23 protein-coding genes are annotated in these 24,458 nt (G+C 68.4%); 10 read left to right on the top strand and 13 right to left on the bottom strand.

Annotation, left to right across the window (positions count from 1 at the left end; genetic code table 11):
* Positions 1-79 precede the first annotated feature (79 nt).
* Both ACN675_RS04700 and ACN675_RS04695 read left to right on the top strand, forming a co-directional pair.
* Entirely contained in the window at positions 80-1,444 is a 1,365-nt protein-coding gene (locus ACN675_RS04700; RefSeq protein ID WP_420749753.1) for a TIGR01777 family oxidoreductase, read from the top strand.
* A complete protein-coding gene (locus ACN675_RS04695) occupies positions 1,441-2,925 on the top strand; it encodes an SDR family oxidoreductase (protein ID WP_420749752.1) in 1,485 nt (494 codons plus the stop codon). The genes ACN675_RS04700 and ACN675_RS04695 overlap by 4 nt, the downstream gene beginning before the upstream one ends.
* A gap of 67 nt (positions 2,926-2,992) precedes the next feature.
* Here ACN675_RS04695 and ACN675_RS04690 read toward each other — a convergent pair whose 3' ends face one another.
* The 9 genes from ACN675_RS04690 to ACN675_RS04650 form a co-directional block, all read right to left on the bottom strand.
* Positions 2,993-4,873, bottom strand: a complete 1,881-nt coding sequence (locus ACN675_RS04690; protein WP_420749751.1) for an FAD-dependent monooxygenase — start codon at positions 4,871-4,873, stop codon at positions 2,993-2,995.
* Between the two features lie 7 nt (positions 4,874-4,880).
* Positions 4,881-5,603 (bottom strand): class II aldolase/adducin family protein, encoded by a 723-nt coding sequence (locus ACN675_RS04685; RefSeq protein WP_420749750.1) that lies wholly within the window; start codon positions 5,601-5,603, stop codon positions 4,881-4,883.
* 40 nt (positions 5,604-5,643) lie between these two features.
* On the bottom strand, positions 5,644-5,940 hold the full coding sequence (locus ACN675_RS04680) for a Dabb family protein (RefSeq protein WP_197250239.1): 297 nt from the start codon (positions 5,938-5,940) through the stop codon (positions 5,644-5,646).
* 2 nt (positions 5,941-5,942) lie between these two features.
* Positions 5,943-7,454, bottom strand: coding sequence for an aldehyde dehydrogenase family protein (locus ACN675_RS04675; protein WP_420749749.1), 1,512 nt, complete (start codon positions 7,452-7,454; stop codon positions 5,943-5,945).
* A 54-nt stretch (positions 7,455-7,508) separates the two neighbouring features.
* Positions 7,509-8,513 carry a dihydrodipicolinate synthase family protein gene (locus tag ACN675_RS04670; protein WP_420749748.1) on the bottom strand — a complete coding sequence of 335 codons (1,005 nt, stop codon included), beginning with the start codon at positions 8,511-8,513 and terminating at the stop codon, positions 7,509-7,511.
* A 35-nt stretch (positions 8,514-8,548) separates the two neighbouring features.
* Positions 8,549-9,430, bottom strand: a complete 882-nt coding sequence (locus ACN675_RS04665) for a VOC family protein (protein ID WP_420749747.1) — start codon at positions 9,428-9,430, stop codon at positions 8,549-8,551.
* Positions 9,431-9,530: 100 nt separating this feature from the next.
* The gene (locus ACN675_RS04660) at positions 9,531-10,382 is read right to left on the bottom strand and encodes an alpha/beta fold hydrolase (RefSeq protein WP_420749746.1); all 852 of its coding nucleotides are present in this window, start codon (positions 10,380-10,382) and stop codon (positions 9,531-9,533) included.
* Positions 10,382-11,323 carry a VOC family protein gene (locus tag ACN675_RS04655; RefSeq protein ID WP_420749745.1) on the bottom strand — a complete coding sequence of 314 codons (942 nt, stop codon included), beginning with the start codon at positions 11,321-11,323 and terminating at the stop codon, positions 10,382-10,384. Before ACN675_RS04655 ends, ACN675_RS04660 begins: the two co-directional genes overlap by 1 nt.
* Before the next feature lie 12 nt (positions 11,324-11,335).
* Positions 11,336-12,889, bottom strand: coding sequence for a bifunctional 3-(3-hydroxy-phenyl)propionate/3-hydroxycinnamic acid hydroxylase (locus ACN675_RS04650; protein WP_420749744.1), 1,554 nt, complete (start codon positions 12,887-12,889; stop codon positions 11,336-11,338).
* 190 nt (positions 12,890-13,079) lie between these two features.
* On the opposite strand from ACN675_RS04650, the gene ACN675_RS04645 reads away from it, so the two are divergent.
* Positions 13,080-13,802 carry a TetR/AcrR family transcriptional regulator gene (locus ACN675_RS04645; RefSeq protein ID WP_420749743.1) on the top strand — a complete coding sequence of 241 codons (723 nt, stop codon included), beginning with the start codon at positions 13,080-13,082 and terminating at the stop codon, positions 13,800-13,802.
* Positions 13,803-13,879: 77 nt separating this feature from the next.
* Here ACN675_RS04645 and ACN675_RS04640 read toward each other — a convergent pair whose 3' ends face one another.
* A complete protein-coding gene (locus ACN675_RS04640) occupies positions 13,880-14,461 on the bottom strand; it encodes a lipocalin family protein (RefSeq protein ID WP_420749742.1) in 582 nt (193 codons plus the stop codon).
* A 32-nt stretch (positions 14,462-14,493) separates the two neighbouring features.
* The gene (locus ACN675_RS04635; protein ID WP_420749741.1) at positions 14,494-15,153 is read right to left on the bottom strand and encodes a fasciclin domain-containing protein; all 660 of its coding nucleotides are present in this window, start codon (positions 15,151-15,153) and stop codon (positions 14,494-14,496) included.
* A 178-nt stretch (positions 15,154-15,331) separates the two neighbouring features.
* Between ACN675_RS04635 and ACN675_RS04630 the strand changes: the two genes are divergently transcribed.
* The 7 genes from ACN675_RS04630 to ACN675_RS04600 all read left to right on the top strand — a co-directional run bounded on the left by ACN675_RS04630 (position 15,332) and on the right by ACN675_RS04600 (position 21,533).
* Positions 15,332-15,964, top strand: a complete 633-nt coding sequence (locus ACN675_RS04630) for a dienelactone hydrolase family protein (protein WP_420749779.1) — start codon at positions 15,332-15,334, stop codon at positions 15,962-15,964.
* On the top strand, positions 15,954-17,285 hold the full coding sequence (locus tag ACN675_RS04625; protein ID WP_420749740.1) for an NAD(P)/FAD-dependent oxidoreductase: 1,332 nt from the start codon (positions 15,954-15,956) through the stop codon (positions 17,283-17,285). The genes ACN675_RS04630 and ACN675_RS04625 overlap by 11 nt, the downstream gene beginning before the upstream one ends.
* Positions 17,282-18,019 (top strand): DUF1365 domain-containing protein, encoded by a 738-nt coding sequence (locus ACN675_RS04620; RefSeq protein ID WP_420749739.1) that lies wholly within the window; start codon positions 17,282-17,284, stop codon positions 18,017-18,019. Before ACN675_RS04625 ends, ACN675_RS04620 begins: the two co-directional genes overlap by 4 nt.
* The gene (locus ACN675_RS04615) at positions 18,016-19,293 is read left to right on the top strand and encodes a class I SAM-dependent methyltransferase (protein ID WP_420749738.1); all 1,278 of its coding nucleotides are present in this window, start codon (positions 18,016-18,018) and stop codon (positions 19,291-19,293) included. Before ACN675_RS04620 ends, ACN675_RS04615 begins: the two co-directional genes overlap by 4 nt.
* Entirely contained in the window at positions 19,290-20,129 is an 840-nt protein-coding gene (locus tag ACN675_RS04610; RefSeq protein ID WP_420749737.1) for a DUF1295 domain-containing protein, read from the top strand. The genes ACN675_RS04615 and ACN675_RS04610 overlap by 4 nt, the downstream gene beginning before the upstream one ends.
* An 82-nt stretch (positions 20,130-20,211) precedes the next feature.
* Positions 20,212-20,781: a sigma-70 family RNA polymerase sigma factor gene (locus tag ACN675_RS04605; protein ID WP_420749736.1), complete on the top strand. Its 570-nt coding sequence runs from the start codon at positions 20,212-20,214 to the stop codon at positions 20,779-20,781.
* Positions 20,778-21,533: an anti-sigma factor gene (locus ACN675_RS04600; protein WP_420749735.1), complete on the top strand. Its 756-nt coding sequence runs from the start codon at positions 20,778-20,780 to the stop codon at positions 21,531-21,533. The genes ACN675_RS04605 and ACN675_RS04600 overlap by 4 nt, the downstream gene beginning before the upstream one ends.
* A gap of 110 nt (positions 21,534-21,643) precedes the next feature.
* Here the strand turns inward: ACN675_RS04600 and ACN675_RS04595 are convergent, their stop codons facing one another.
* On the bottom strand, positions 21,644-23,260 hold the full coding sequence (locus ACN675_RS04595; protein ID WP_420749734.1) for a LuxR C-terminal-related transcriptional regulator: 1,617 nt from the start codon (positions 23,258-23,260) through the stop codon (positions 21,644-21,646).
* A 37-nt stretch (positions 23,261-23,297) separates the two neighbouring features.
* On the bottom strand, positions 23,298-24,401 hold the full coding sequence (locus tag ACN675_RS04590) for a flavin-containing monooxygenase (RefSeq protein WP_420749733.1): 1,104 nt from the start codon (positions 24,399-24,401) through the stop codon (positions 23,298-23,300).
* Positions 24,402-24,458: the final 57 nt, after the last annotated feature.

Raw genomic sequence — 24,458 nt, 5'->3', positions numbered from 1 at the left:
CACCCATCCGGTGAGACCGCCGCCCCGAACCACCGGATACGGAACCATCGGATACGACGGAGCTGAGACGGAGGGGACCATGGGCATCGAGTATTCGAGCATCGTCGACGTGCCGCGCGACGACGTTTTCGCCTGGCACGCCCGGCCGGGTGCGATCCAGCGGCTGATGCCGCCGTGGCAGCCGATGCGGGTGATCGCGGAGGCGGATTCGCTCGCCGACGGCCGCGCGGTGCTGGGCCTTCCCGGTGGCCTGCGGTGGATCGCCGACCACCGGCCCGAAGACTACGATCCGCCCGCGCGCTTCGTCGACGAACTGGGCCGCGACGGTCTCACCTCGCTGCCCGCCGGTCTCGTCGCGTCGTGGCGGCACGAGCACATCTTCGAAGCGGTCGGCCGCGGCCGCACCCGCATCGTCGACCGGGTGGACACTCCGATCCCGGAAAAGCTTCTGCTGCAGACCTTCCGCTACCGGCACCGCCAGATCGCCGACGACCTGGACGCACACCGCTGGGCCCAGTCGCAGGGCGTGCGACCGGTGACGGTCGCGGTCACCGGGACCTCCGGGCTGGTCGGCAGCGCACTCACCGCGTTCCTGACCAGCGGCGGATACCGGGTGATCCGGCTCGTGCGCCGCCCCACCCGCAACCACCACGAGAGGCAATGGGATCCACAGGCACCGGCCGACGATCTGCTCGAAGGCGTGGACGCCGTCGTGCACCTGGCAGGTGCGTCCATCGGTGGCCGCTTCACCGACGAGCACAAGGCCGCAGCCCGCGACAGCAGGATCGAACCGACCCGGCTGCTCGCCGAATGCGCCGCCAACACCGCGAACGGGCCGGCCTCGTTCGTGTGCGCATCCGCGATCGGCCTGTACGGCTACTACCGGAGCGACGAGATGCTCGACGAGAACGCTTCCCGTGGTTCGGGTTTCCTCGCCGACCTGGTCGCAGACTGGGAGGCCGCGACCAAACCCGCCGAGGCCGGTGGCCTGCGCGTGGTCCACGTGCGCACCGGCATCGTGCAGACTCCGCGCGGCGGCACCCTGCAGATCCTGCGTCCGCTGTTCGCGGCCGGGCTCGGCGGCCGGCTCGGCGACGGCCGGCAGTGGCTGTCGTGGATCGACATCGACGATCTGATCGACGTCTACCACCGGGCGCTCGCGGACCCGTCTCTGTCCGGACCCGTGAATGCCGTTGCGCCGGAACCTGTCCGCAACGAGGACTACACCCGGATCCTGGCAAGCGTGCTGCACCGGCCGGCCCTGCTGCCCGTGCCGTCGTTCGGTCCGAAACTGCTTCTCGGCGACCAGGGTGCCCGTGAACTCGCCCTCGCCGACCAGCACGTCGTGCCGCGCCGGTTGCTCGAGGCCGGGCACACCTTCCGGCGTCCCCACCTCGAGGACAGCCTGCGGCATCAACTCGGGCACATCGTCGAGCAGAAATGACGGACCCGTTGCGCATCCTGGTCACCGGCGCCACCGGATACATCGGCGGCCGGCTCGCCCCTCGGCTCGTAGCCGCCGGGCACCGCGTGCGGGTGCTGGCCCGCACCCCGGACAAGTTGCGTGACGTCCCGTGGGCCGGCGACGTCGACGTGGTGCAGGGTGATCTCGACGACCCGGACTCGGTCGAGGCCGCGTGCCGCGACATCGACGTCGTCTACTACCTCGTCCATTCCATGGGCGGGAGAGGCGAATTCGAGGAGGCCGAACAGCGATCCGCCGAGCACGTCGCCGCAGCGGCGCGACGAGCCGGTGTCGGCCGGATCGTGTATCTCGGTGGCCTGCACCCGAATTCCGGCCATCTCTCGCCGCACCTGCGGTCGCGGGAACAGGTCGGCCGGATCCTCCTCGACTCCGGGGTACCCACGCTCGTGCTGCAGGCGGGCGTCGTCATCGGGTCGGGTTCGGCGTCGTTCGAGATGATCCGCCACCTCGGCAACCGTCTGCCGGTGATGACCACACCGCGCTGGGTGAACAACCGGATCCAGCCGATCGCGGTGCGCGACGTGCTGCACTATCTCGTCGCGGCCGCCGACGCACCGCTGCCGCGCAGCCGGACCTTCGACATCGGTGGCCCCGACGTGCTGCGCTACGGAGAGATGCTGCAGGTCTACGCGGAGGTCGCGGGGCTGCGGCGGCGACGCATCGTGGTGCTGCCGGTCCTCACGCCCAGACTGGCCGGCTTGTGGATCGGCCTGGTCACCCCCATTCCCCCGTCGCTGGGGCGCGCACTGATCGAATCGTTGAGCACCGATGCGGTCGTCTCGGAGCACGACATCGACGCGGTGATCCCGCCCCCACCGGGCGGCACCACCGGATACCGGGACGCGGTCGCGCTGGCGTTGCGCCGCATCGATCGCGGCGAGGTGGAAACCACGTGGGCGAACGCCTCACCGGTCGGCGCACCCGCCGACCCGCTACCGTCCGATCCGGACTGGGCCGGGGAGGTGGTGTTCACCGACGTACGCAGCCTGGACTGCGACTGCTCCGCGCGGGAGGTGTGGCCGGTCGTCGAGAGCATCGGCGGCGAAAACGGCTGGTATTCCTTCCCGTTGGCGTGGACGATCCGGGGCTGGCTGGACCGGTTCGCGGGTGGGGTGGGCCTGACACGGGGGCGCCGCAGCCCGACCACACTGCACACCGGCGACGCCCTGGACTTCTGGCGCGTCGAGCGGATCGACCGCTTCGAACTGCTGCGGCTGCGCGCCGAGATGCTCGCGCCGGGCGGGGCGTGGCTGGAATGGCGCCTCGAACCGCTGGGCCCGGACCGGACGCGGCTGCATCAGCGGGCGATCTTCTTCCCCAAAGGTCTTGCAGGCAGGCTGTACTGGTACTCGCTACTGCCGTTCCACGGAATCATCTTCAAGGGCATGCTCGAGAACATCGCGGGGGCTGCGCGCCGGGAGGTGAGCGTGGGCGGATGAGACCGACCGCCGCGGCGTCCTCACATCGTCGGATCTCAAAGGCGTCGGATCTCAAAGGCGTCGGATCTCAAAGGCGCAGCCCCGCAAAAAAAGCGGCCAGTCCATCGGGCGCAGCCAGAGGCAGCACGTGCGCAACGTACTGGTCGGGTCGCACGACGACGACGACACCACCGCGGTCGATCGCGCGGGACTCGAAGATGTCGTCGTCAGGGATCGCGGCGTAGACATGCTCGTAGTCGACCAGGTCGAACGGCCCGACTCTCGGCTTGAAAATGTCCGGCACGCGGCCGAGCTCGATCGCATGGTGGTCCTGCTGGTAGACGACCTTCAGGTCGAACCGGTCGTTCGGTCGGACGCCATCGGGAAGCTCCGCGAACGGCGAGTGCTCGGACGCGGTGAGCCACCGTGCCGCGTTCTCGAGAGCGGAATCACGACCAGAGGCGGACTCATCCGCGAAAAGGTAGATCCTCCAGCGCCCGTCGGCTCTGGCGTGATGACCGAGGTGGACCGGGTTGGTGTCGGCCACCCGTGAGACCCTGGCCGACGCGAAGCGCTGCCCGATCGGGAATCCCTTCGCGAGGTCCTGGTACGTCGGCCGGCCGACGATCATCGATGGCGGGTACTCGGTTCGGAATCCGGTGCGGAACTCTTCCGTGCTCCGGAAGAACGTCGGCACCTCCGCGACGTCGTCGAGCTCGTCGGCGCGTTTGGCGATCATTGCCGCCCAGGCCTTGTCGAAGTCGATCAGGTTCTTCGCGATGGCCTTGCGCTCGGCATCGTAGGTGGAGAGCAGCGACTCGGGGGCACGCCCGTCCAGGACGTGGCCGAGCTTCCAACCCAGGTTGAAGCCGTCCTGGAGCGAGACGTTCATGCCTTGTCCGCCCTTGGCGCTGTGCGTATGGCAGGCGTCGCCCAGGATGAACACCCGTGGAGGGCGTGGGTCGCCGGTGTGGTCGCGCCGTGCGTCGTCGAACTGCTCGGCCAGCCGGTGGCCGACTTCGTAGACGCTGAACCAGGCGACCTGCTTCACGTTGATCGAGTACGGGTGCAGGATCTTGTTGGCCTTCGCGATGACGGTCTCGACGGGCGTGGCCCGGACAGCGCTCGCCTGGTCGGGGACTTCACCGAGGTCGACGTACAACCGAAACAGGAATCCTCCCTCTCGGGGAATCACCATCATGTTGCCGTCGGTGCTCGACTGGATGGTCGACAGCAGTCGAATGTCGGGGAAGTCGGTGTCGGCCAGGGCGTCGATCACACCCCAGGCATGGTTGGCGCTGTGGCCCTCGAATCGGCAACCGATCGACCGGCGTACTCGACTGTGGGCACCATCGGCCCCTACGAGGTACCTCGTACGGACCTCGAACGTCTCTCCTGCACGCTCCCCGGCGGTATGGGCAAGGGTGACGTGTACCGGATACTCCGAGCCCGAAACGGTCTCGTGGCTTCTGTATTCCAGTCCGAAGTCCGGCTTCATGCGGCTGGGCGAGTTGGCCATGAACTCGGCGAAGTAGTCCAGTACGCGTGCCTGGTTGACGAGGATGTGCGGGAATTCGCTGAGCCCCTTCGGGTCGTCGAGTGACCGGCCGGCCCGGGCGATCTTTGTGGGATCGGCCGGGTCCGGCTGCCAGAAGGCGAATTCCGTCACATGGTGCGCCTCGGCGGCCAGGCGTTCGGCGAATCCGAACGCCTGGAAGGTCTCCAAACTCCGGGCTTGGAGACCGTCTGCGTGTCCGACTTCCAGACGGGCAGCGCGGCGTTCGACGACCCGCGTCGTGATGTTGGGGAATTGGGAGAGTTGAGCTGCGGTGATCATGCCGGCGGGACCGGTGCCGACGATGAGCACGTCGACCGTGTCGGGTAGGCCACTCGGCCGGGTCAGCCCGACGCCGGCGGCGGGCTGTACGCGGGGGTCGCCTGAGATGTAGCCGTGGTGATGGAACTGCATGGCGACGTCACACCTGCCCTGCAGGCGACGCGATCGCTTGCGCGCGCCAGACGTTCCACGCGCGGGTTGCCTGCCCGCCGACGGTCTCGTTCGCGGCCGCTGCCTCACCGGCGGTCAAGTAGCGCGGTTCACCGAGGGCGAGGGCTGAAGCCTGCGCGTGGGCGTTGACCTCGGTGTAGACCGCCCGGTAGACGGCCTCGGGCACCGAAGCGCCGACTGCGACCGAGCCGTGTCCGCGCATCAGTGCCACCGAGGAGTCACCGAGGGTCTCGGCGAGAGCGGCGCCCAGCTGCGAGGAGGTGATGAGGAGGTCGGTGGCGTCACCGGCGACGTCGGCGACCTCGAAGACGGGTGTCTGCTGCGGGTCCAGGAATCCGGCCATGTGAATGACCGGCCGCAACGGCACCGCGACGGTGCTGAACGGGACGACGGCGGGCGAGTGGCTGTGTACGACCGCCATCACATCGGGCCGACGACGGTAGATCTCGGCGTGGATGAACCGCTCCAGATAGGGGCTCCGAGGGTCGTCTGTGTCGCCGTCCAGATCGTGCTCGAGAAGGTCGGACTCCGTCACCGATCCCGGTGCGAGGTTGCGTGAGAGCCAGAACGTGTCGGCGCCCGGTGCGGTCCTCATGCTGACGTGGCCGAACGCATCGAGGACGCCCTGACGGACGAGGATGTGGTTGGCGGCGACCAGGTCGCCCACCGACGTGCCTTCGAGGGTGGTCATGCTGTCGATTCCTTCGCGTGGGTGTAGCTGAGCGGGGCGGTCACGAGCTGAGGAAGACGACGCCGGCGCGCTGAGCCATGATCGGCTGGACCTGATCGCGCACCCACTGTCGGTGGGCCGGGTGGTCCCGGAACTCCAGGTAGCCTGCCTCGTCGTCGAACTCGATGAGGGAAGCGAACTCGAAGTTGTCCGGCCGGATTCGCAGATCTCTGCCCATCTTCATCGACCGGATCGTGGCGATCCGGTCCCGCAGGCCGAGCAGGCCGTGAGCCATCCGCTGTATCTGTTCGTCGGTGGTGCCCTCGTGAAAGCGGAGCTCGATTACGTGGTGCAGCATCGTCAATGCCCCCTGCGCGGGATGCTGACCGTTTTGGATCGGGTGAAGCTGATGATCTCCTCGAGGCTCTCCTCTTTGCCGAGGCCCGAAGCCTTGACACCGCCGAAGGGGAGACCCGGGAAGTGGCGCGACGAGTCGTTGATCCAGACATAGCCGGCCTGGAGATCGTCGACGAACCTGTGTGCACGGTCGATGTCCTGCGTCCACACGCTGGCGGTCAGTCCGTACCGGACTCCGTTGGCGATGCGGACCGCCTCGTCGTCGTCGTCGAAGGTGAGCACCGACAGGACCGGCCCGAAGATCTCCTCCTGCGCGATCGTCATGTCGGGGGTGACTTCGTCGAACACCGTCGGGGCGATGAAGAGGCCCTCCGGCAGGTGGTCGGGTCGCCCGCCGCCGGTGGCGAGGACAGCGCCCTCGGCGAGCCCGGCCTCGATGTAGCCGCTGACCCGCTCGAAGTGCTCGCGGGAGACCAACGCACCCATTTCGGTCGATTCGAGGACAGGCACGCCGACCTTGATCTGTTCGACAAGTTCGACCACCCGTGCGACCACCTGGTCGGCGATCGAGCGGTGGACGAGCAGCCGGGAGTTCGACCCGCAGGACTCGCCCTGAGTAGCGGTGAAGTTCATGCCGAAGACGGCGCCCCGGGCCGCGGCCTCGATGTCGGCATCTGCGAGCACGACCATGGCGTTCTTGCCACCCAGTTCGAGGCTGACGTGTTTGACGCCGGCGCCGGCGCCGACCCGCTGGATGTCGCGGCCGGTGCGCTCGCTGCCGATGAACGCGATGCGCTCGATCTCGGGGTGGGCTGCGATCGCCACTCCCGGCTCCGGGCCGGCGCCGTTGACGATGTTGACCACGCCCGGGGGCAGGACCTCTGCGATGAGTTCACCGAGCCGGATCGCAGACAGCGGTGCCTGCGGCGGAGGCTTGAGGATGACTGCGTTACCGGCCATCAGTGGTGCGCCGAGCTTGCCTGCTCCGAAGAAGATGGGGTGGTTGAAGGGGATGATGCGGCCCACGACGCCGTACGGTTCGGGGCGCGAGTAGTGCAAACCGGCCCCGGCGCCGGGGTACGTCTCGCCCTTGATCATCAGGGCCCAGTCGGCGAACATCTCGAGCATGTCAGCTGCCGAGAGGGCGTCCTTGCGCATCGAGGTCACCGGGCTGCCGCCATCGAGCGCGTCGAGAAGACCGAGCTCGTCGGCGTTCGTCCGAATGTGACCGGCGAGTTCGCGAACCGCGGCCGCGCGCCCTTGCGGCGAGTACCGGCGCCAGGTCTCGAAGCCGCGCTGCCCCGATCGGACAGCGGCCTCGACATCGGCCGCACCTCCGTCGGCGACCTCCGCCAATGGCCGCTCGGTCGCCGGATCGACGGTTGTGAAGCCGGCGCCACTCACGGCCGGGCGAAGCTCGTTGTCGATGAGCAGACCCCAGTCACGCGACCGGATCGCGGCCAGCGTCTTCTCGTGGGGTGCGTACTCCGACTCGTAGGGCGACGTGCTCGTCATGGAGGATGGCATGGGTTCTCTGCCTCGTCAGGTTCATCGTTGTGATTCGGGTCATCAGGACGCGGTGGCTGCGCTCGTCAGGCGGGCGCGCAGCTCACGCCAGCGCTCCCCGCACTCGCGGGACGCGGCGGCGTAGGGCTCCGGCAGGTGGTTGTAGGGCGACCGGATCGGGCCGGGCCGGCAGTAGCCGGCGGCGGCGATCCGGGTCTTCTCGATCTGGAGGTTGTAGGAGGCGAAGAGCTCCTGGTCGGCGAACAGGTGGGCCGCAGGCTCGTTGGCCCAGGCAATGTCGGCCACCGCCTTCTCGACGGCTGCAGCGTCACCTGTCTGCAGCGCGTCCATCAGCACGATCGAGGGCTCCGGTCCCATTGCTGCGGCGGTGGCCCAGCAGCCCGTGGTGGTCGCGGGCGCTCGCTTCGCGAAGTCGTGCACGACCATGTCGCTGGGCAGGAAGTTCACCGTGCCCTCGGTTGCCTCGAGCATTCGCTCCAGATCGGGCGCCTTCGACACCTTTGCCGAGGTGACCGTGGGAGCTTGGGCCGCGATGCCCTCCCAGAACTCCACCGGGAAGGTGTAGCGGAAGGCTCGGGCGTTTGCGTAGACCATGACCGCCAGGTCCGGGAACGCCTCGCTGATCTGGGCGTAGTAGTCCACCGCCATCGCGGTGGTCAGCGGCTGCCACATCGGTAGGCCGAGCAGGGTGCCGTCGGCTCCCGACTCGGCGACCTTTCGCAGACGACGAGCGGTGCTGTGGCCACCCGAGCCGGTCGCGCCCACGAACGTCGGCACCCGACCGTCGACGGCCTCGACAATCGTGTCGACGACGACATCGAAGTCGTCCTCGCTCAGACTCGGGCACTCGCCCGTTGTTCCCAGCGCGATGATGCCGGAGACGCCGTCGCGCACGAGCTGATCGACCAGTCGCGCCGTCTCCTCGACATCCACCGTGTTCCGGGCATCGATCCGGTCGGAACCTGGCAGCGCGGGTGTCGGGATGATCCCGTACACTCCGCTGATCTCGGATGCGGTGATCACTCGGCCGCCCTTCGCGTCAGTCATCGTCACTACCTCGTGTTCCCTCGAATGTTGTTGTTTCACTTCGTGAAGTTGGGAGGGGGCGGACCGGCGTATCCCCAGGTGTCGCCCTTCCATTCCTCGCCCCAGAAGATGGCCTCCAAAGGGGCGTCCACCTCCTCCTCCACCTGCTCGAGCTCGGCGTAGTACTCGATGAACACACCCGCGGGGTCGGCGTAGTAGGTGAAGATGTTGTTTCCCGGCCCGTGTCGGCCGGGACCCCACACGCAGGGCGTCCCTTCGCGGGTCAGCGCGCCGAGTGCCGTCATGACGCTGTCCATGTCGACGACATCGAATGCGATGTGTTGGATCCCCGTCCGTTCGGAGTCGCAGACGGCGAGGCTGTGGTGATCGCGGTTGCACCTCATGAACGACATGCCGCGCGCGGTCCGGTCGCTGACCCGCAGGCCGAGCCGGCCGTAGAAGCGCTCGAGTACCGCGCGCTGCGGCGTGTTCAGCACGAAGTGGCCGAGCTTGCGGGGCGCGACGATCCGCGCACGGTGGCTCTCCTCGGTGACAGCCGCGCCGTACAGCAACTGGACGAGGTTGCCGTCTGGGTCGCGAACGGCAGCACTCGCCTCATGCCCGGGCCCGACCGCGTCCCCCGGCTCACGTTCCACCTGGCCGCCCGCGGCGACGGCCTGCTCGAACACTGCATCGAGGTCGGCACGGGTCGCGACGTCGAAGGACACGTGCACCAACTCCCCCCGGGTGGCGCCGGCGGGCGCCTGCTCGAGGGAGAGCCCGTGATGGGCGGAGGTTTGGGCTCGGAGATAGCGACGCTGCGCGTCGCCGTCGCCGCGGACGGGCGCCAGCCCCCAGCGGTCGCGGTAGAAGTCCTCGACCTGCTCGAGGTCGGGAACTGCGAGCGCGATGTTGTTGAGCGTCTGCACCTTGATCACACGGACCTCCGGTTTCTGGTGTGCACAAGCAGTACGACGAGGAGTGGCCTCATCCCCTTCGCGGGCGGTTCCTGATCCCTTCGGGGACCGCCCGCAGCCCTCAGTGGTGGCGGACGAAGTCCGCCACGAGGCGGTTGAACTCGTCAGCGTGCTCGAGCTGCGCCCAGTGGCCGCAGCGGTTGATGACATGCGCGCGCGAGTCAGGAATGTTCGCCGCCAGTACGAGCGCGGTCTCGAACGTGACGACCCGGTCGTCGCGGCCGTGGATCAGCAGCGCGGGTGCCGTGATCTCCGAGAGCCGGTTGGGATCGACCCAGATCGTGATGGGTGCCTTCGGGGCGGCCGCGAGCACATTGGCGGCGTGTTCGGGGCGCTTGGCCACTGCCTCGGACCGCTGCAGGCACAGCTCAGGAGTGGCAAACCGCTCCTTGTCGAAGACCATGATCTCGACGAGCCGCTTCATCTGCTCGGGGCTGTAGTCCGACCAGGTCTGAGCCATGATCTTGAGTCCTTCGGATGGGCCGCCGCCGGCACCGAACAGGATCGGCTTCATCTGGATGGGGGCACCCATGGTGATCAGGTGCGTGACCCGGTCCGGGTGCTCGATGGCCATCCGCAGTGAAGTGTGGCCGCCCATCGAGTTACCCACGAACGCCGCCTTCTCGATACCGAGGGCGTCGAGCAGCTCGCAGACCGCCTGCACCTGGTCGTAGGTCGAGAAGTCGACCGCGCTCGAGGCTCCCCAACCCGGGAGGTCCGGGGCGATGACGCGGAGACCCGCAGCGGCGATAGCTTCGATGTTGGGGTTGTAGTTGCTCCAACCGGTGGCGCCGGGGCCGCCCCCGTGAATCAGGATCACCGGATGGCCGTCGGCCGGGCCGGCCTCGTTGTAGTGGATGGTCCAGTTCTCGGTATCGACGTCCTTGGCGACGTCCGCCTCGATGAGGGTCATCAGTGGGCACCTTCCGGGGGCGTGTTGGTGAACGGGGCCTGGCCCAGCAGGGCGTGGACCATCTCGGGTGGGCGGTGTCCCCAGGCACTCAGCTGACCGAGGGTCTGCACCTCCCAGGTCTCGTCGTCGATGAGTAGACCGCCCCAGCCGTACTCGACGGAGAAGCCCGACGGCGTGCGGACGTAGAAGCTGAACATGCGGTCGTTGGGGTGCATGCCGAGCGTCATCTCGAAGGGCTGTTTGGCATCCATGCAGCGGTCGTAGGCCAGGCCCACGTCACGGATGTCGGTGACTTCGATCATGAAGTGGTGGGTGCGCTTCGGGTTCGGCATGTTGCCGAACGCCAGGGTGTGGTGCCGCGGATTGCAGTGCAGGAACACGACATCGGCGACGATCCCCGGCGCAAGTTCCTCGACGATGAAGTCGCTGATCTTGAAGCCGAGCAGGTCCAGATAGAACGCCAGGTAGTCCTCGCGGTCGACGTCCTTGGACATCAACACTTGGTGACCGGCCCCGCCCTGCCCGGTGACGAACGTGCCGAGCATCGTGCCGGAGTGGAACGGCGTCGCGGCGTCGGCGAAGCCGGTGACCAGCTCGATCCGGTTCCCGATCGGGTCTGCCGTGATGAAGATGCGGTCGACCTTGCGGGTGGCGGCGAGTGCTGCGTCGCCCTCGGTGACCTCCACCCCGGCACCCCGGAGCTTCTCGACGATCGTATCGAGCGATGCATCGTTCTCGACCTCGTAGCCGGTCGCGGCCAGGTCGTCGGCCGGACCCTGGGTGCAGAACCAGCGGTAGGCCTTGTCGTCGGTGCGGAAGCTGATCGAGTCAGGGTTCCTGTCGGCCACCTGCATGCCGAGCAGGTCGCCGGCGAAGTGCTCCCATTCCGCAAGTTTGCTGACCTCGTAGACGACGTAGGCGAGCTCCTTGACTCCAGTCATCGTTCTTTCCTCTCAGAGCGCGGGGACCGCGAGACCGGACTTGTCGGCTGCGGCGATGAACTTGTCGGGACGAACCGCGACCGCCCTGACGCCGTACCGCTCGAACCACGGAAGAAGCCTGTCCTCGAGGTCGACAAGATCGTTGGGGCCCTCCGTGTGGGACATCTTGGATCGCACCGTGCGGTAGGTCGCGCCGAGGGCATCCCACTCGGACTTCTCCTCGGCGCTCAGCAGGGTTGCCGGGTCGACCTCGGCGCCGATCAGGACGAAGCCGTGCCCTATCAACTCGTCGACGCGGGCGCGCGTACCGACGTGGTCGCCGATGTGGGGCTGCGGCAGCATCCGGCCGACGATGCTCGCATCGCCGAGTTCACCGCGCAGCCATCCCGCTTCCAACACCGGGGGTGCGAAGATCGGCTGCTCGGGTGGCGTCACGGTGTTCTCCGGGACGGCGTCCATCGCCTCGATTTCCTCCGGCGTCGCCTGCTGCATGATCACCCGGCCGAGCGCGATGGCAATGTTGGTGAAGAACTCGACGTTGGGGCGTCGCTCGGCCTCGTAGGTATCCAGCCACTCTTCGCCGAGCTCGCCACGCAGGACCCGCGCAAGCTTCCAGCCGAGGTTGTGGGCGTCGCGGATGCCGGACTGCATGCCGGCCCCGGCCCACGGCGGCATCAGGTGGGCTGCGTCGCCGGCGAGGAAGATGCGTCCGCGGCGCCACGACTCCGCGGCGCGGACGTGGTGGTGGTAGAAGGCATACTGCTCGATCTCGACGTCGTCCTCGGACTTGCCCAGCGCGTGCAGTAGCGGCCACACCTCGGCGGTGGAGGGGAAGTCGGCCTCGGTCTCACCGGGCCTGAGCGCGATCTCCCAGCGGTGGTGGCCGCCGGAGAGCGATATGTCGACGACAGGGTGCTCGGAGTCCGACCAGAATGTCGGGCAATCACTGTCGGGCCAGAAGCGCTTGGTCTTGCAGTCGATGACGATCCACTGGGTCGGGGCGGTATCGCCGAGCATCGGGATTCCGAGCAGTTTGCGCGTCGGGCTGGAGCCACCGTCGGCCGCGATCGCGTAGCGGGCGCGGGTGCTCGTCTCCCGACCCGTCTTGCGGTCGCGGGCGGTGATCGTGACGCCGGTTTCGTCCTGGTCCACGCCGATCACCTCGGCGCCCAATCGCACGTCGAGGGCGTCGTATTCCTCGGCGCAGCGACGCAGCTCGGCCTCCATCGTCGGCTGATAGATGTTGAAGAAGCGCGGCTTCGTGTTGCGCGTACCCAACTCGGACGGCGGATGCTGGACGCGCATGATCTCCTGGCCGTCATAGGTCACCCAGCGCAGCTTGTCCTCCGGCTCGATGACCTTCTCGATTCGCTCGTCGATCCCGAGCTCCTGAAAGATCCGCATCGTCCAGTCGTTGATCGTTACCGCACGAGCGCGGGCGTAGATGTCCGTATCGCGCTCGAACGCAATAACACTCGCGCCCTTGTTGGTCAGTGTGAGGGCTCCCGCAAGGCCGGTCGGGCCATAGCCGATGATCGCGACATCGGCATCGAAGTGGTCAGGCATTCATCACTCCTCCATTGTTCGACCAATCGGTCGATAACTTCGTGAGGAGCGTCACAGTTTCCGATCGCGCCGTCAACCGTTGGTGCACAAATTCCGCAGTGCAGAATTTGGTTCCATTTCGCGGCTTACCGTGCTGGTGCGCCGAGAGTGCGAGATCCGGGCATCGACAAGTCCGCCCTACAATTTGCACGTGGAAAGGCAGCGAGTCAGCAACCGGCGAGGGCGGCAGTCCCGCAACGAAATCCTGGAGACGGCCACCCGGGTTATGGGGCAGCGCGGTTACGCTGCCACGTCGCTGTCGGCTCTCAGCGCCGAGATAGGGCTGGCAAAGAGTGTGATCCTCCACCACTTCCACACCAAGAGCGGACTGCTCTCGGCAGTGATGGAAACGGGAATGAAGGACTTCTTCCAAGCCCTGGGCGACCCGCATACGAATCCGCCCGTCGACGGCACGCCCCGGGAGCGGCTGAGCTGGTTCCTCAATCGCGCAGCCGCGGTCTTGACCGAGCGAGAGGAGTTTCTCCGACTGCACATGCTGCTCATCCTCAGCGAGGAAGAGGACACGGGTGAGGCGGAGGTTGCAGACACTATCGCGAGCGTGCGCCGCGAGGGCCGGAGCCACGTGAACCGCATGATCCGCGAGTCGTTCCGTGGCCATGGGCCAGAGATCGCGAAGGCGGTCGCCGACAAGTTCGAGCGATTCTGCATGGCTGGAATCGACGGGGCCTTCCTCGGCAGACAAGCCGAGGCCGGCCGATCGATGAGTGAGGAGATGAACGAGCTCGCCGATGCCATCGCACTGATGGCGGAGGCGTTCTTGGCACAGCTCGATGCAGACGCGCTCGGCCCTGATTCGGCGGCGAGCGGGCGGACGTCGTCCGCCAGGCTGCTCGGTCCAGCTCGGCCGAGATAGGCGCCGGGACCGCATCGAATGCGATCCCGGCGCCGGATCCTCCGCTGCCGGTATCTTCCGCTACACCGTGCCTTCCGCTACACCGTGCAGAGCGGCTTGATCTCCTGCAGTCCTTCCGTGGTCGGGGAGGTCAGCATCAGGCACGAGTTGTACCCGGCGTCCTCGACGACCGTGCGGATCTGTTGCCACGCAGCGGCATCCACCACCGGCGAGCGCGACAGCACGAATCCGGACACCCGGCTCGGGTCACCGACGAGGGCCCACGAGTAGTCGTCGGCGAGGTAGGTGACGATGTAGTTGCTCGGACCGTCGAGCGAGTCCTGGAACGGCACACCCGGGAACGACACGTGCAGCGACGCGGTGTCGTTGACGCGGGCGTTGCCGACGATCCCGCGCCGCTCACCGGTGATCGTCGTGCACGAATTCTCCACGCGCACATTGCGTTCGTCGAGCAAGGTGTACTGCGCGGTGGTGTCGCGAACACAGTCGATGTTGTACGGCGCCGGATTGGCGGCGAGCTGGTACCAGCCGCCGACGTACTGCGTCACGTCGAGCCGGGGAACGGGAGTCAGCGGCGCCGCCTGAGCGGGCGCGGCGACGAGGGCCGAACCCGCCGCGGCAAGTGCCGCCGCGGCGAGTCCGAACATCGTTCGTTTCACGGGATCTCCTTTCGTCGGTCCGGGTACCGGAATTACTGCTGCGGAGGCAGCAGCACTCCGTCGATCAGGTAGACGGTGGCGTTCTCCGTTTCGATTCCACCACAGATCAGGTTGGCGTCGTTGAACTTCCAGTTCTCGCCCGACCCGGTCACCGTCACGGTCCCGCCCTGGACGGTGGTCTGCTCACCGGCGATGTCGGCGGGCGCGATCTCGCCCGGCACCACGTGATAGGTCAGGATGTCGGTCAGCAGCGCCGAGTCGGTCTTCAGCGTCTCGATCGTGGCCGGATCGACCTGGGCGAACGCGTCGTCGACCGGCGCGAACACGGTGAATTCACCGCCGTTGAGCGTGTCCACGAGGTTCACGTCCGGATTGAGCTGCCCGGACAGCGCCGCGGTCAGCGTGGTCAGCACCGGCACGTTCCCGGCGGCGGTGGCCACGGGTTCCTGCGCGATTGCCTCGAGCGACCCGGGTCCGGTCGGCACCTGCTCGGCGTAGGCGGCGCATCCCGGCCCCACCGGTCCCGCTGCCGCAGCCGGCTCGGTGGTCATCGTTTCCGTCGTCATCGCGGCGGGAGCCGAGGTCGTCGTCGAGTCCGTATCGGAGTCGTCGGACGAGCACGCCGACAGACCCATCACTGCTGCGGCGCCGATTCCGATCAGTGCCATGCTCTTTCGCGTTCGAATAGCCATCGTTCGTCTTCCTTCCGTGGCGAGGGCCCGGGGGCTCCGTCGATCGGGTGTGTCACCGGTCATTCGCCCCCGGTCGGGGGGCGGATGGGTCGGATTCGAAAGTTTTTTTCGAGGTCCGTTTCCGGGGCAGGTTTCTGCGGTGAGCCATCCGCCGTACCCGCGGCTCCGAATGGCGGTCATGGAGATTCCTTCGAGCCGGGTCCGTGCCCACGTGCTGGTGCTGCCCGGCGGCAAGCCGGTGAGTACCGCGACCGCCCGGTGGTGGCACCTGTCGCAGCTGCGCATGTCGTTGCTCACCGAGTCTCTGCGACTGCGTCTTTCCGGTACCGGCATCACCGTCCGCCAGGTGCAGTACACGGTGCGGGGCTGGAACGGGACCGTCCGCAGCCCCGTGCAGGACGGTCTGCGCGCCCTCGACGAGATCCGCCGCCGCCGGCCCGATGCGCCCATCGGCCTCGTCGGGCATTCGATGGGCGGGCGTGCCGTCGCACACCTCGCCGCGCACCCGCAGGTCGAGGCGGTGGTGGCGCTGGCCCCGTGGTGGCCGGACAACGAGGGCGCCCTGATCCCGCCGGGCCGGCGGCTCATGGTCGCGCACGGCACCGCGGACACGTGGACCGACCCGTCGGTCGCCGAGGCCCAGACGGAGGCCGCCCGCCGGCGCGGCGTGGATGCGACCTGGCTGCCCTTCCCCGAGGCCGGTCACTTCCTGCTCACCCGGCCCGAGCGCTGGCACGCGCTGACCGCCGATTTCCTGTCCGACGCCCTGACCCCGCCCACCCACTCCCCCGGAGGCTCCCGTGAAGCATGACCGGCCCCGTTCCGTCGCCGTGATCGGCAGTGGCGTCGCGGGCCTCACCGCGGCCCACGTCCTCTCCCGCCGCGACCGCGTCACCCTGTTCGAAGCCGACGCGCGTCTCGGCGGCCACGCCCACACGCACGACGTCGACCTCGGGAACGGGGTGCGGGTGCCGGTGGACACCGGCTTCATCGTGCACAACGACCGCACCTACCCGACGTTGCTGCGCCTGTTCGACGAACTGGGCGTCGCCACGCAGGACACCGACATGTCGATGTCCATCCGATCCGACGCGACCGGTCTCGAATACGCGGGCGCGAAGGGTCTGCCCGGCCTGTTCCCCGGCCTGCGGTCGCTGACCCGCCCCCGCTACCTACACATGCTCGGCGAAGTCGTCCGGTTCCATCGCCTCGCCCGCGGCCTGCTCGCCGAGACCGGCGACCCCGGTGACGTCACGCTCGCGGAATTCCTCGCCCGGCATCGCTTTTCGCGGTACTTCGAGGAGCACTTCATGACGCCGCTGGTCGCGGCGGTCTGGTCGTGCGATCCGGGGCAGGCCACCCGCTATCCGGCACGCTATCTGTTCACCTTCCTCGAACACCACGGCATGCTCACCGTCTTCGGATCGCCGACGTGGCGCACCGTGGCGGGCGGCTCGGCCCGCTACGTCGAGAAGATCGCCGCCGGGATCGACGAAGTGCTCGTCCACACCCCCGTGCACCACGTCGAACGCACCGGCGACGGTATCCGCCTGGTCGCCGGGGACGGGGACGCGCGCGCCTTCGACGCTGCGGTCATCGCGACCCACCCGCGGCACGCCCTGGCGATGCTCGCCCGGCCCACCGACCTGGAGCAGCAGGTCCTGGGCGCGATGCCGTACTCCGTCAACCACGCCCAGCTGCACACCGACACCTCGCTGCTGCCCAGCGCCGAACGCGCCCGGGCGTCGTGGAACTACCTGATCCCCCGCGACGGGGACGGCAGCGGCTCGGTGGTTGTCACCTACGACATGAGCCGGCTGATGCGGATCTCCACCGTCACCGATCGGCGTTTCCTCGTCACGCTCGGCGGCGCCGACCGCGTCGACCCGGACAAGGTGATCGCCGAGATGACCTACGAACACCCCTTGTACACACCGGAATCGGTGGCAGCCCAGCAGCGTCTTCCGGAACTCGGCAGCGACACACTCGCTTTCGCCGGCGCGTATCACGGCTGGGGATTCCACGAGGACGGCGCGCGCTCCGGCGTCGAGGCGGCACGTCGTCTCGGTGCCGAATGGGACAGCGCCCCCACGGAGTTCCGGAGTGCCGAGGCGGAGGTGCTCGCGCCATGACCACCCCGTCGCTCTACCGGACCCGGATCCGGCACACCCGCCACGCCCCGATCCGGCACGGCTTCGAATACCGCAGCTACAGCTGGTTCGTCGACCTCGACGACCTGCCCCGGCTGCCGCTGTGGCTGCGGCCCTTCGCGCGTTTCGATCCCGCCGACCATTTCGACGATCCGCGGCCGTGGGGGTCGCTGCGCGACGCCCTCGACGCCTACCTCGCGGAGCACGGCGTCGACCTGCGGGGCGGGCGGGTGACCGCCCTGCTCAACGCCCGGGTGCTCGGCTACGTGTTCAATCCCCTGAGCCTGTTCTGGTGCCACGACGACACGGGCGCTCTCGTGTGCGTGGTCGCCGAGGTGCACAACACGTACGGCGGCCGCCACTGCTACCTGATGCGCACCGACGCCGCGGGTCGCGCCGAGGTCGACAAGACGTTCTACGTCTCCCCGTTCAACCCCGTCGACGGCCGCTACCACCTGTCCGTCCCGGAACCCGGGGAGGAGCTGACGGTGGCGGTCGTCCTGCACCGGGACGGGTCGGTGCCGTTCACCGCGACGATGCGGGGCCGGGCGCGGCGGGCGACCGCCGCCACCGTCGCGGCCGCACAGCTCACCAACCCCCTTGCGCCGCTCGTGGTCTCGGCCCGCATCCGACGACAGGGTATCGCCCTGTGGCTGCGCAGACTGCCCCTCGTCCCCCGGCCCACCGGCCACCGTCTCCTGGAGGAAGTCCGATGACCGCACCGGAACTCGACGACACCGCACCCGCCGTGAACTCGCAGCGCTGGCCCGACATCGTCGCAGTCCGCACCGACCGGCACGCACGGGTGGCCGGTGCGGTCGCCGACCGCCTGTTCCGCAGTGCCGCGTCCCGGCTGGACGTGCGCGTGGAGTACCCCGACGGCACCGTGGTCGGTGCGACGCCCCGGGGACGGATCCTGCCGCGCATGATCATCCGCCGGCCCGAGCAGTTCGCCCGCCGCCTCGGGACCGCCGGACTCGTCGGATTCGGCGAGGCCTACATGGCCGGGGACTGGACGGCACCCGACCCGGTCGCGGTGCTCACTCCCTTCGCAGCCGAGGTCGACCGGTTGATCCCGCGTCCACTGCAGCGACTGCGCCGCCTGTTCGTCTCGGGGCATCCTGCTGCGGAACACAACTCGGAGAACAACACCCGCTCGAACATCTCCCGCCACTACGACCTGTCCAACGACCTGTTCGAATCGTTCCTCGACGAGACCCTGACCTACTCGAGCGCACTGTTCGACGAAATGCCGGCCCGCTGGGACGACCTCGCGCAGGCACAACGACACAAGATCGACCGCCTGCTCGACGCCGCGCGCGTCGGACCCGGCACACGCCTTCTCGAAATCGGCACGGGCTGGGGAGAATTGAGCCTGCGCGCGGCACAACGCGGGGCGCAGGTCCGATCGGTGACGCTGTCGAGCGAACAGCAGGAACTCGCGCGCCTCCGCATCGCCGAGGCCGGGCTCACCGAGGCGGTGCAGATCGATCTGCTCGACTACCGCGCGATCGACGGCGAGTACGACGCCATCGTGTCGGTGGAGATGATCGAGGCCGTCGGCTACGACTACTGGCCCACCTACTTCCGCGTCCTCGACCGGCTGCTGCGCCCCGGCGGGCGCGTGGCCCTGCAGGCGATCACCATGCCACACGAGCGGATGCTGGCGACTCGCGACACCTACACGTGGATCCACAAGTACGTCTTCCCCGGCGGGCTGCTGCCGTCCACCGAGGCGATCGAGACGATCACCCGGGACCACACGTCGCTGCGCACCGTCGACCGTCTGAGCTTCGGCGTCCACTACGCCGAGACGCTGCGGTTGTGGCGCGAACGGTTCACCGCGAACAGCGACCGGGTCGCGGCGCTCGGCTTCGACGCGACCTTCCGCCGGATGTGGGATTTTTATCTCGCCTATTCGGAGGCCGGTTTCCGCTCCGGCTATCTCGACGTCCAGCACATCGTTCTCGCGAAGGAGGCCCGGCCGTGAACGCCTGGAGCAGTTTCCTCACCGTCACGCTGGTGAGCCTTGCCGGGCTCGCGGTCCTGCAAGCGGGCACGTTCGCCGTCGGGCGCCGGATCGGCCGGTTCAACGTCGTCGACGTCGCGTGGGGCGCCGGCTTCGTGTACGTCGCCGCGGTCGCGGCGGCGCTCGGCGGCGGCGACCCGGCCCGCCGTGTGCTGCTGCTCGTGCTCGTCGCCCTGTGGGGTGTGCGGCTCACCTGGCACATGCACCGCAAGTCCGCGGGCAAGGGCGAGGACCCGCGGTACACGGCTCTGCTGAACCGGGCCGGCGGCGCATCCGTCGGCATCGTGGTGCGGAAGATCTTCGTCACCCAGGGAGCGGCGCAGTGGTTCGTCTCCCTGCCGATCCAGGTGTCCGCGGTCGCCGGACCCACCCGCGGTCTCGGCACGGTCGCGCTGGTCGCCGGTGTGGTGCTGTGGGTCGTCGGGTTCGTGTTCGAAGCAGTCGGTGACCGGCAGCTGCGCGCGTTCAAGGCCGATCCCGCCAACCGGGGCCGGATCATGGATCGCGGTCTGTGGGCGTGGACCCGTCATCCGAACTACTTCGGTGACGCCACGGTGTGGTGGGGCCTGTGGCTGATCGCCGCGAGTGTCTGGCCGGGGGTGCTCACCGTCGCCTCGCCCGCGATCATGACGTACTTCCTGGTGTACGCCACCGGTGCGCGGCTGCTGGAGCGGTCGATGTCCCAGCGCCCGGGCTATCCCGAGTACCAGCAGCGCACCTCGTACTTCCTTCCGCGGCCCCCGCGCCGCACGCTCGACGGAGCTGATCACCATGTTCGCCCCCGCGCCACCGGCTGACCCCGCACGTTTCCGTCGCCGGAGCGAGTTGAGCTGCCCGATTCGCCCAGCTAGGCTTTCCGGCGATGAGCGGACACGGCCGATGACGGACGTCGGCGGCGGCACCGACACACTCGACGGACTCCTCGCGAAGGTCGCGACGGAGGACCGGTCGGCCTTTGCCGAGTTCTACGACCTGACGCGCGCCCGCGCCTACGGCATGGTGCTGCGGGTGCTGCGCGATCCGGGATACAGCGAGGAAACGCTGCAGGAGGTCTACCTGCAGGTGTGGCGCACGGCCTCCGGCTTCGATCCCGCCCAGGGTTCGGCACTGTCGTGGCTGATCACCCTGGCTCACCGCCGGGCGGTCGACCGGGTCCGTTCCGAACAGTCCGGCGCCGACCGGGAGGCCCGCTACGGGGCACTGTCCACGGACCCGGCGTTCGACGCGGTGAGCGAGGAGGTGGTGCGCCGCGACGACACGCAGCAGGTCGCGGACTGTCTCGGCACGCTCACCGATCTGCAGCGACAGTCGGTCGAGCTCGCGTACTACAACGGCCTGACCTACCGGGAGGTGTCGGAACAACTGTCCGCCTCGCTTCCGACCGTCAAATCGAGAATCAGGGACGGATTGCTCCGTCTGCGGAATTGCCTTGGGGGTGAGCAGCGATGACGAACAGCACCCATGCCGATTTCGGCGGTGACGACCTTCTCGATCTCGCCGCCGTCTACGCCCTCGATGCGGTCTCGGATTCCGAGCGCGACGAGATCGACGCGCGCGTCGCCGCCGCGAGCCCCGAGGTGGCCGCCGCATTCGAGCGGGAGGTCCGGGAGGTCCGGGAGGCGATGGCGCAGGTCTCCGGCGTCGGCGCCGTGGAACCACCCGAACGCGTCCGGCAGCGTCTGCTCGAAACGATCGAAACCACACGCACTTCCGCGCCGGAGGCGACACCTCCCCCGATTTCGCTCGAGCAGTACCGCAATCGGCGACGGAACTTCCTGCTGGCCGCCGCGGCAGCCGTGATCGTCGCGGTCGGTGCCATCGGCGTCGGATCGTGGGTCCGGCAGGACGTCACCCCGCCGCCGACGTCCGCACAGATCCTCGCGGCCGACGACGTGCGCACCACGTCGGGCTCCATCGAGGGCGGCGGCACCGCGACCGTCGTCTACTCGAAGGAGGTCGACGCCGGGGTCCTGGTGATGAACAACGTGACCCCGCCGAGCGAGGGCACCGTCTACCAGATGTGGCTGATCAGCCCCGAGGGCATGACCTCCGCCGGCACCATGACCCCCGACGACGTCGCACCGTCGACGACGGCCGTGCTCGACGACCTCTCCGGCGCAACCGCATTGGGCTTCAGCGTCGAACCGACCGGCGGATCCACCCAGCCGTCGGCCATCTTCGCCGAACTGCCGTTGACCTGATCCGGCGCTGTCGGCGCGGCCGTTAGCTAGCCGCGCGACGCAAAGACAGCAGCGCGCGGCATACATAGCGCTGCTGTCTCGCCCGTCGGCGGCTGCGAGCGCACGACGGATCACAACAACCCGTGCTCGTGCGCGTAGGCCGCGGCCGCGGTGCGGGAGGTGACGTCCAGCTTGGTGAAGATGTTGCTCAGGTGCCGGGCCACCGTCTTCTCGCTCAGCACCAGCCGCTCGGCGATCTCGGGATTGCTGCAGCCGGTGGCCACGAGTCGCAGCACCTCGACCTCGCGTTCCGTCAGCCCGCCCGGCAGGCCGTGCCGCAGCATCCGGTCGACGTCCCGCTCGTCGGGTACGGCACCCAACCGGTCGAATATCCCACGGGCCGCGGTCAATTCCGTCCGCGCCGAGTATTCGTCGCCGATCTCCCGGATCGCGGTCCCGATGAGCACCCGCGACCGGGCGACTTCGTAGGGTGCGTCGAGGTCCGTCCAGATCCGGCAGGCGTCCCGTGCGGATCGGAGCGCGGATTCCGTTTCGCCCGAGGCGAGTTCGACGATCCCGCAGGCGTACGCGGCCATCGCCCGCAACCCGATGCACCCGAACCCGGTGGACAGCTCCGTCAACTCCCGGGCGGCACTCCGGGCCTCGTCGATCCGGTGCCCGCCGGTCAGCACTTCCACGGCGGCAGGCAGCACCCGCGATCGCCGGACGGGATCCGGTGTTTCCGCGAGAAGCCTGCGGACTGCCGCGACAGCCTGGGATGTTCTCCCCCGGCACGACCACAGGAGAGTGAGACCCGGCTGGGGTTCGTAGCCGAGAACCGATGCTTCGGTGAACGCGGCCTCGGCCTCGTCGTACTCGCCCCGGATCCGTAGCACGTCGCCTTGTTCGGCCAGCGCGAGCCCGGCAGCGCCCGGGGTGCCTGTTTCCGCGTACCTCTGTGCGGCGTGAGCGAATTCGTCGATTGCTTCCGTGAATTCCCCGTGCAATCGCAGGATCTGCCCGCGATGGACCGCGCACTGGCCGGTGAACGGGACCAGCGACGGCTGGGCTTCGCACCATCTGGTCAGGGCGGACGTCCACGACTCGGCCCGGACGAAGTCGGCCACCTCCTGGCAGCCCTCGATCATGGAGCAGTAGATCATTCCCGCGACGATCGGCGACACCTCGGAGGCCGCCACGCCCACCATCGACTCGTCGAGCAGATCGAGCCCCTCGGCTACGTGCCCGGAATACATCAGCAGGCGCCCTCGGTCCATCAGGCCCAACGCGATCAGGTCGGCGTTCCCGCTCCGGTACCCGGCGTCGCTCATCCGGTTCGCAGCGACCTCCGCACCGGCAAGATCGCCGCCGGCGAGGTGTCGATGCATCTCGAACAACGAGAGGAAGCCCGTTGCCACGTCGTCGGTCCGGTCCCCCAGCAGGCGCTGCGCCCTCGCCACCCAGCCGCCGGCCACGGCCATCTCCCCGCGCAGGCTCAGCACGAGGCACAACCAGCAGGCGAACCGAACCGCGCCGAGCGGGTTGCACTGCCGGACCTCGGCCGCATAGCCGCGCTGCAACGCGCGGACGGCGGCGTCGACTTCACCGGAGAGGAAGGCCGCGGTGGCCAGGTCGGTGAGGTCGCCGGCGTCGAGGGCACCGGCGCAGGAGAGCCGATCGAACGCTACGGCCCATTCGCGGCGTTCGAACGCCTCGCGTGCCCGCGCCAGATCCTCCACGATGCCCATCGCGCGTCCTCCATCTCGGAGGATACGCGCGGTGGAGTCAGGCAGCGGCGGGTTGCGAAGCCGCCTCGGCGCGACGCGCACAGATCGTCCGGGCCAGGAACTCGGCGTCGTAGCCGACACCCGGCAGGACCATCGAACCGAATCCGTACTGGAACGAGAGCCCGCAGAAGTACAGACCCGGTGCGTCCGCGACCACGCCTCGCATTTCCTTCGGCCAGCCGTCGTCTCCGAACACGGGCAGATCGATCCAGTCGAAGACCTGACGGAAACCGGTGCACCACACCACATTTGTCACGTCGACGACGGTCCCGTCGGCGAGCAGCGGAAGCCCGTCGCGGACGCCCACGACCCGGTCGAGCACGCGCGTGACACCGCGATCACGGAGATCCTGCCGCTTGACCCGGATCATCGGCCCACCGTGGAATCGGATCTCGGGCATCGCCTTGCGTCCGATCGGGGTCCGCCGCGTGAGGACATGCTTGGCCACGAACACGAGCGCGGGGAAGACCACCCGGAACCCCGGGCTTTCCGGGCGGACCGGGAGCTGGCCGCAATCTCGGCCACAGAGGGTCGTGGGATGGGTCGCGGCGACCTCGTAGGCGATGTCGGTGCCCGAGTGGGAGGCGCCGACGACGAGGACCGGCCCGGGCCGAAGCTGCGCGGGACGGCGATATTCGCTCGAGTGGAGCTGCCGGATGGACGGATCGAGGTCGACGGCGAAGTCCGGCAGCTTCGGTGTGCGTCCGAAAGTGCCGGTGGCGACGACGACGTTCTCGGCGGTGATCCTCCGGTCCCCGCAGTCGAGGACGTAGCCGTCGTCCGAGGCGGAGAGCCGCTCGACCCGGGTGCGCATGCGGACCGGCAGCTCGAACGTCTCGGCGTACGAGTTCAGGTAGGCGGCGACGTCGTCCTTGCCGGGGAACGTCCACGACCCACCCGGAAAGCGCAGTCCCGGCAGACTGTCGTATTTCGTCGGGGTGTACAGCCGGAGGGTGTCCCACTGGTTGCGCCAGTGGTCCCCGATGTGGTCGCTCGCATCGAGGATCAGGAACGGCCGCCCCCGGCGACGGAGGTGATATCCCGTGGACAGGCCGGCCTGGCCTGCTCCGATGATGACGGTTTCGACATGTTCGGTGGTCATGGGAACCTCCGCGTGAGTACTGCTGTGAACGTCTCTCACGCTAGGAGCGCAGGTCGA

Origin of the sequence: Rhodococcus sp. O3 (genome assembly GCF_048897285.1) — a bacterium.
Taxonomy (GTDB): domain Bacteria; phylum Actinomycetota; class Actinomycetes; order Mycobacteriales; family Mycobacteriaceae; genus Rhodococcus.
This window is presented reverse-complemented; position numbering and strand designations above follow the sequence as displayed.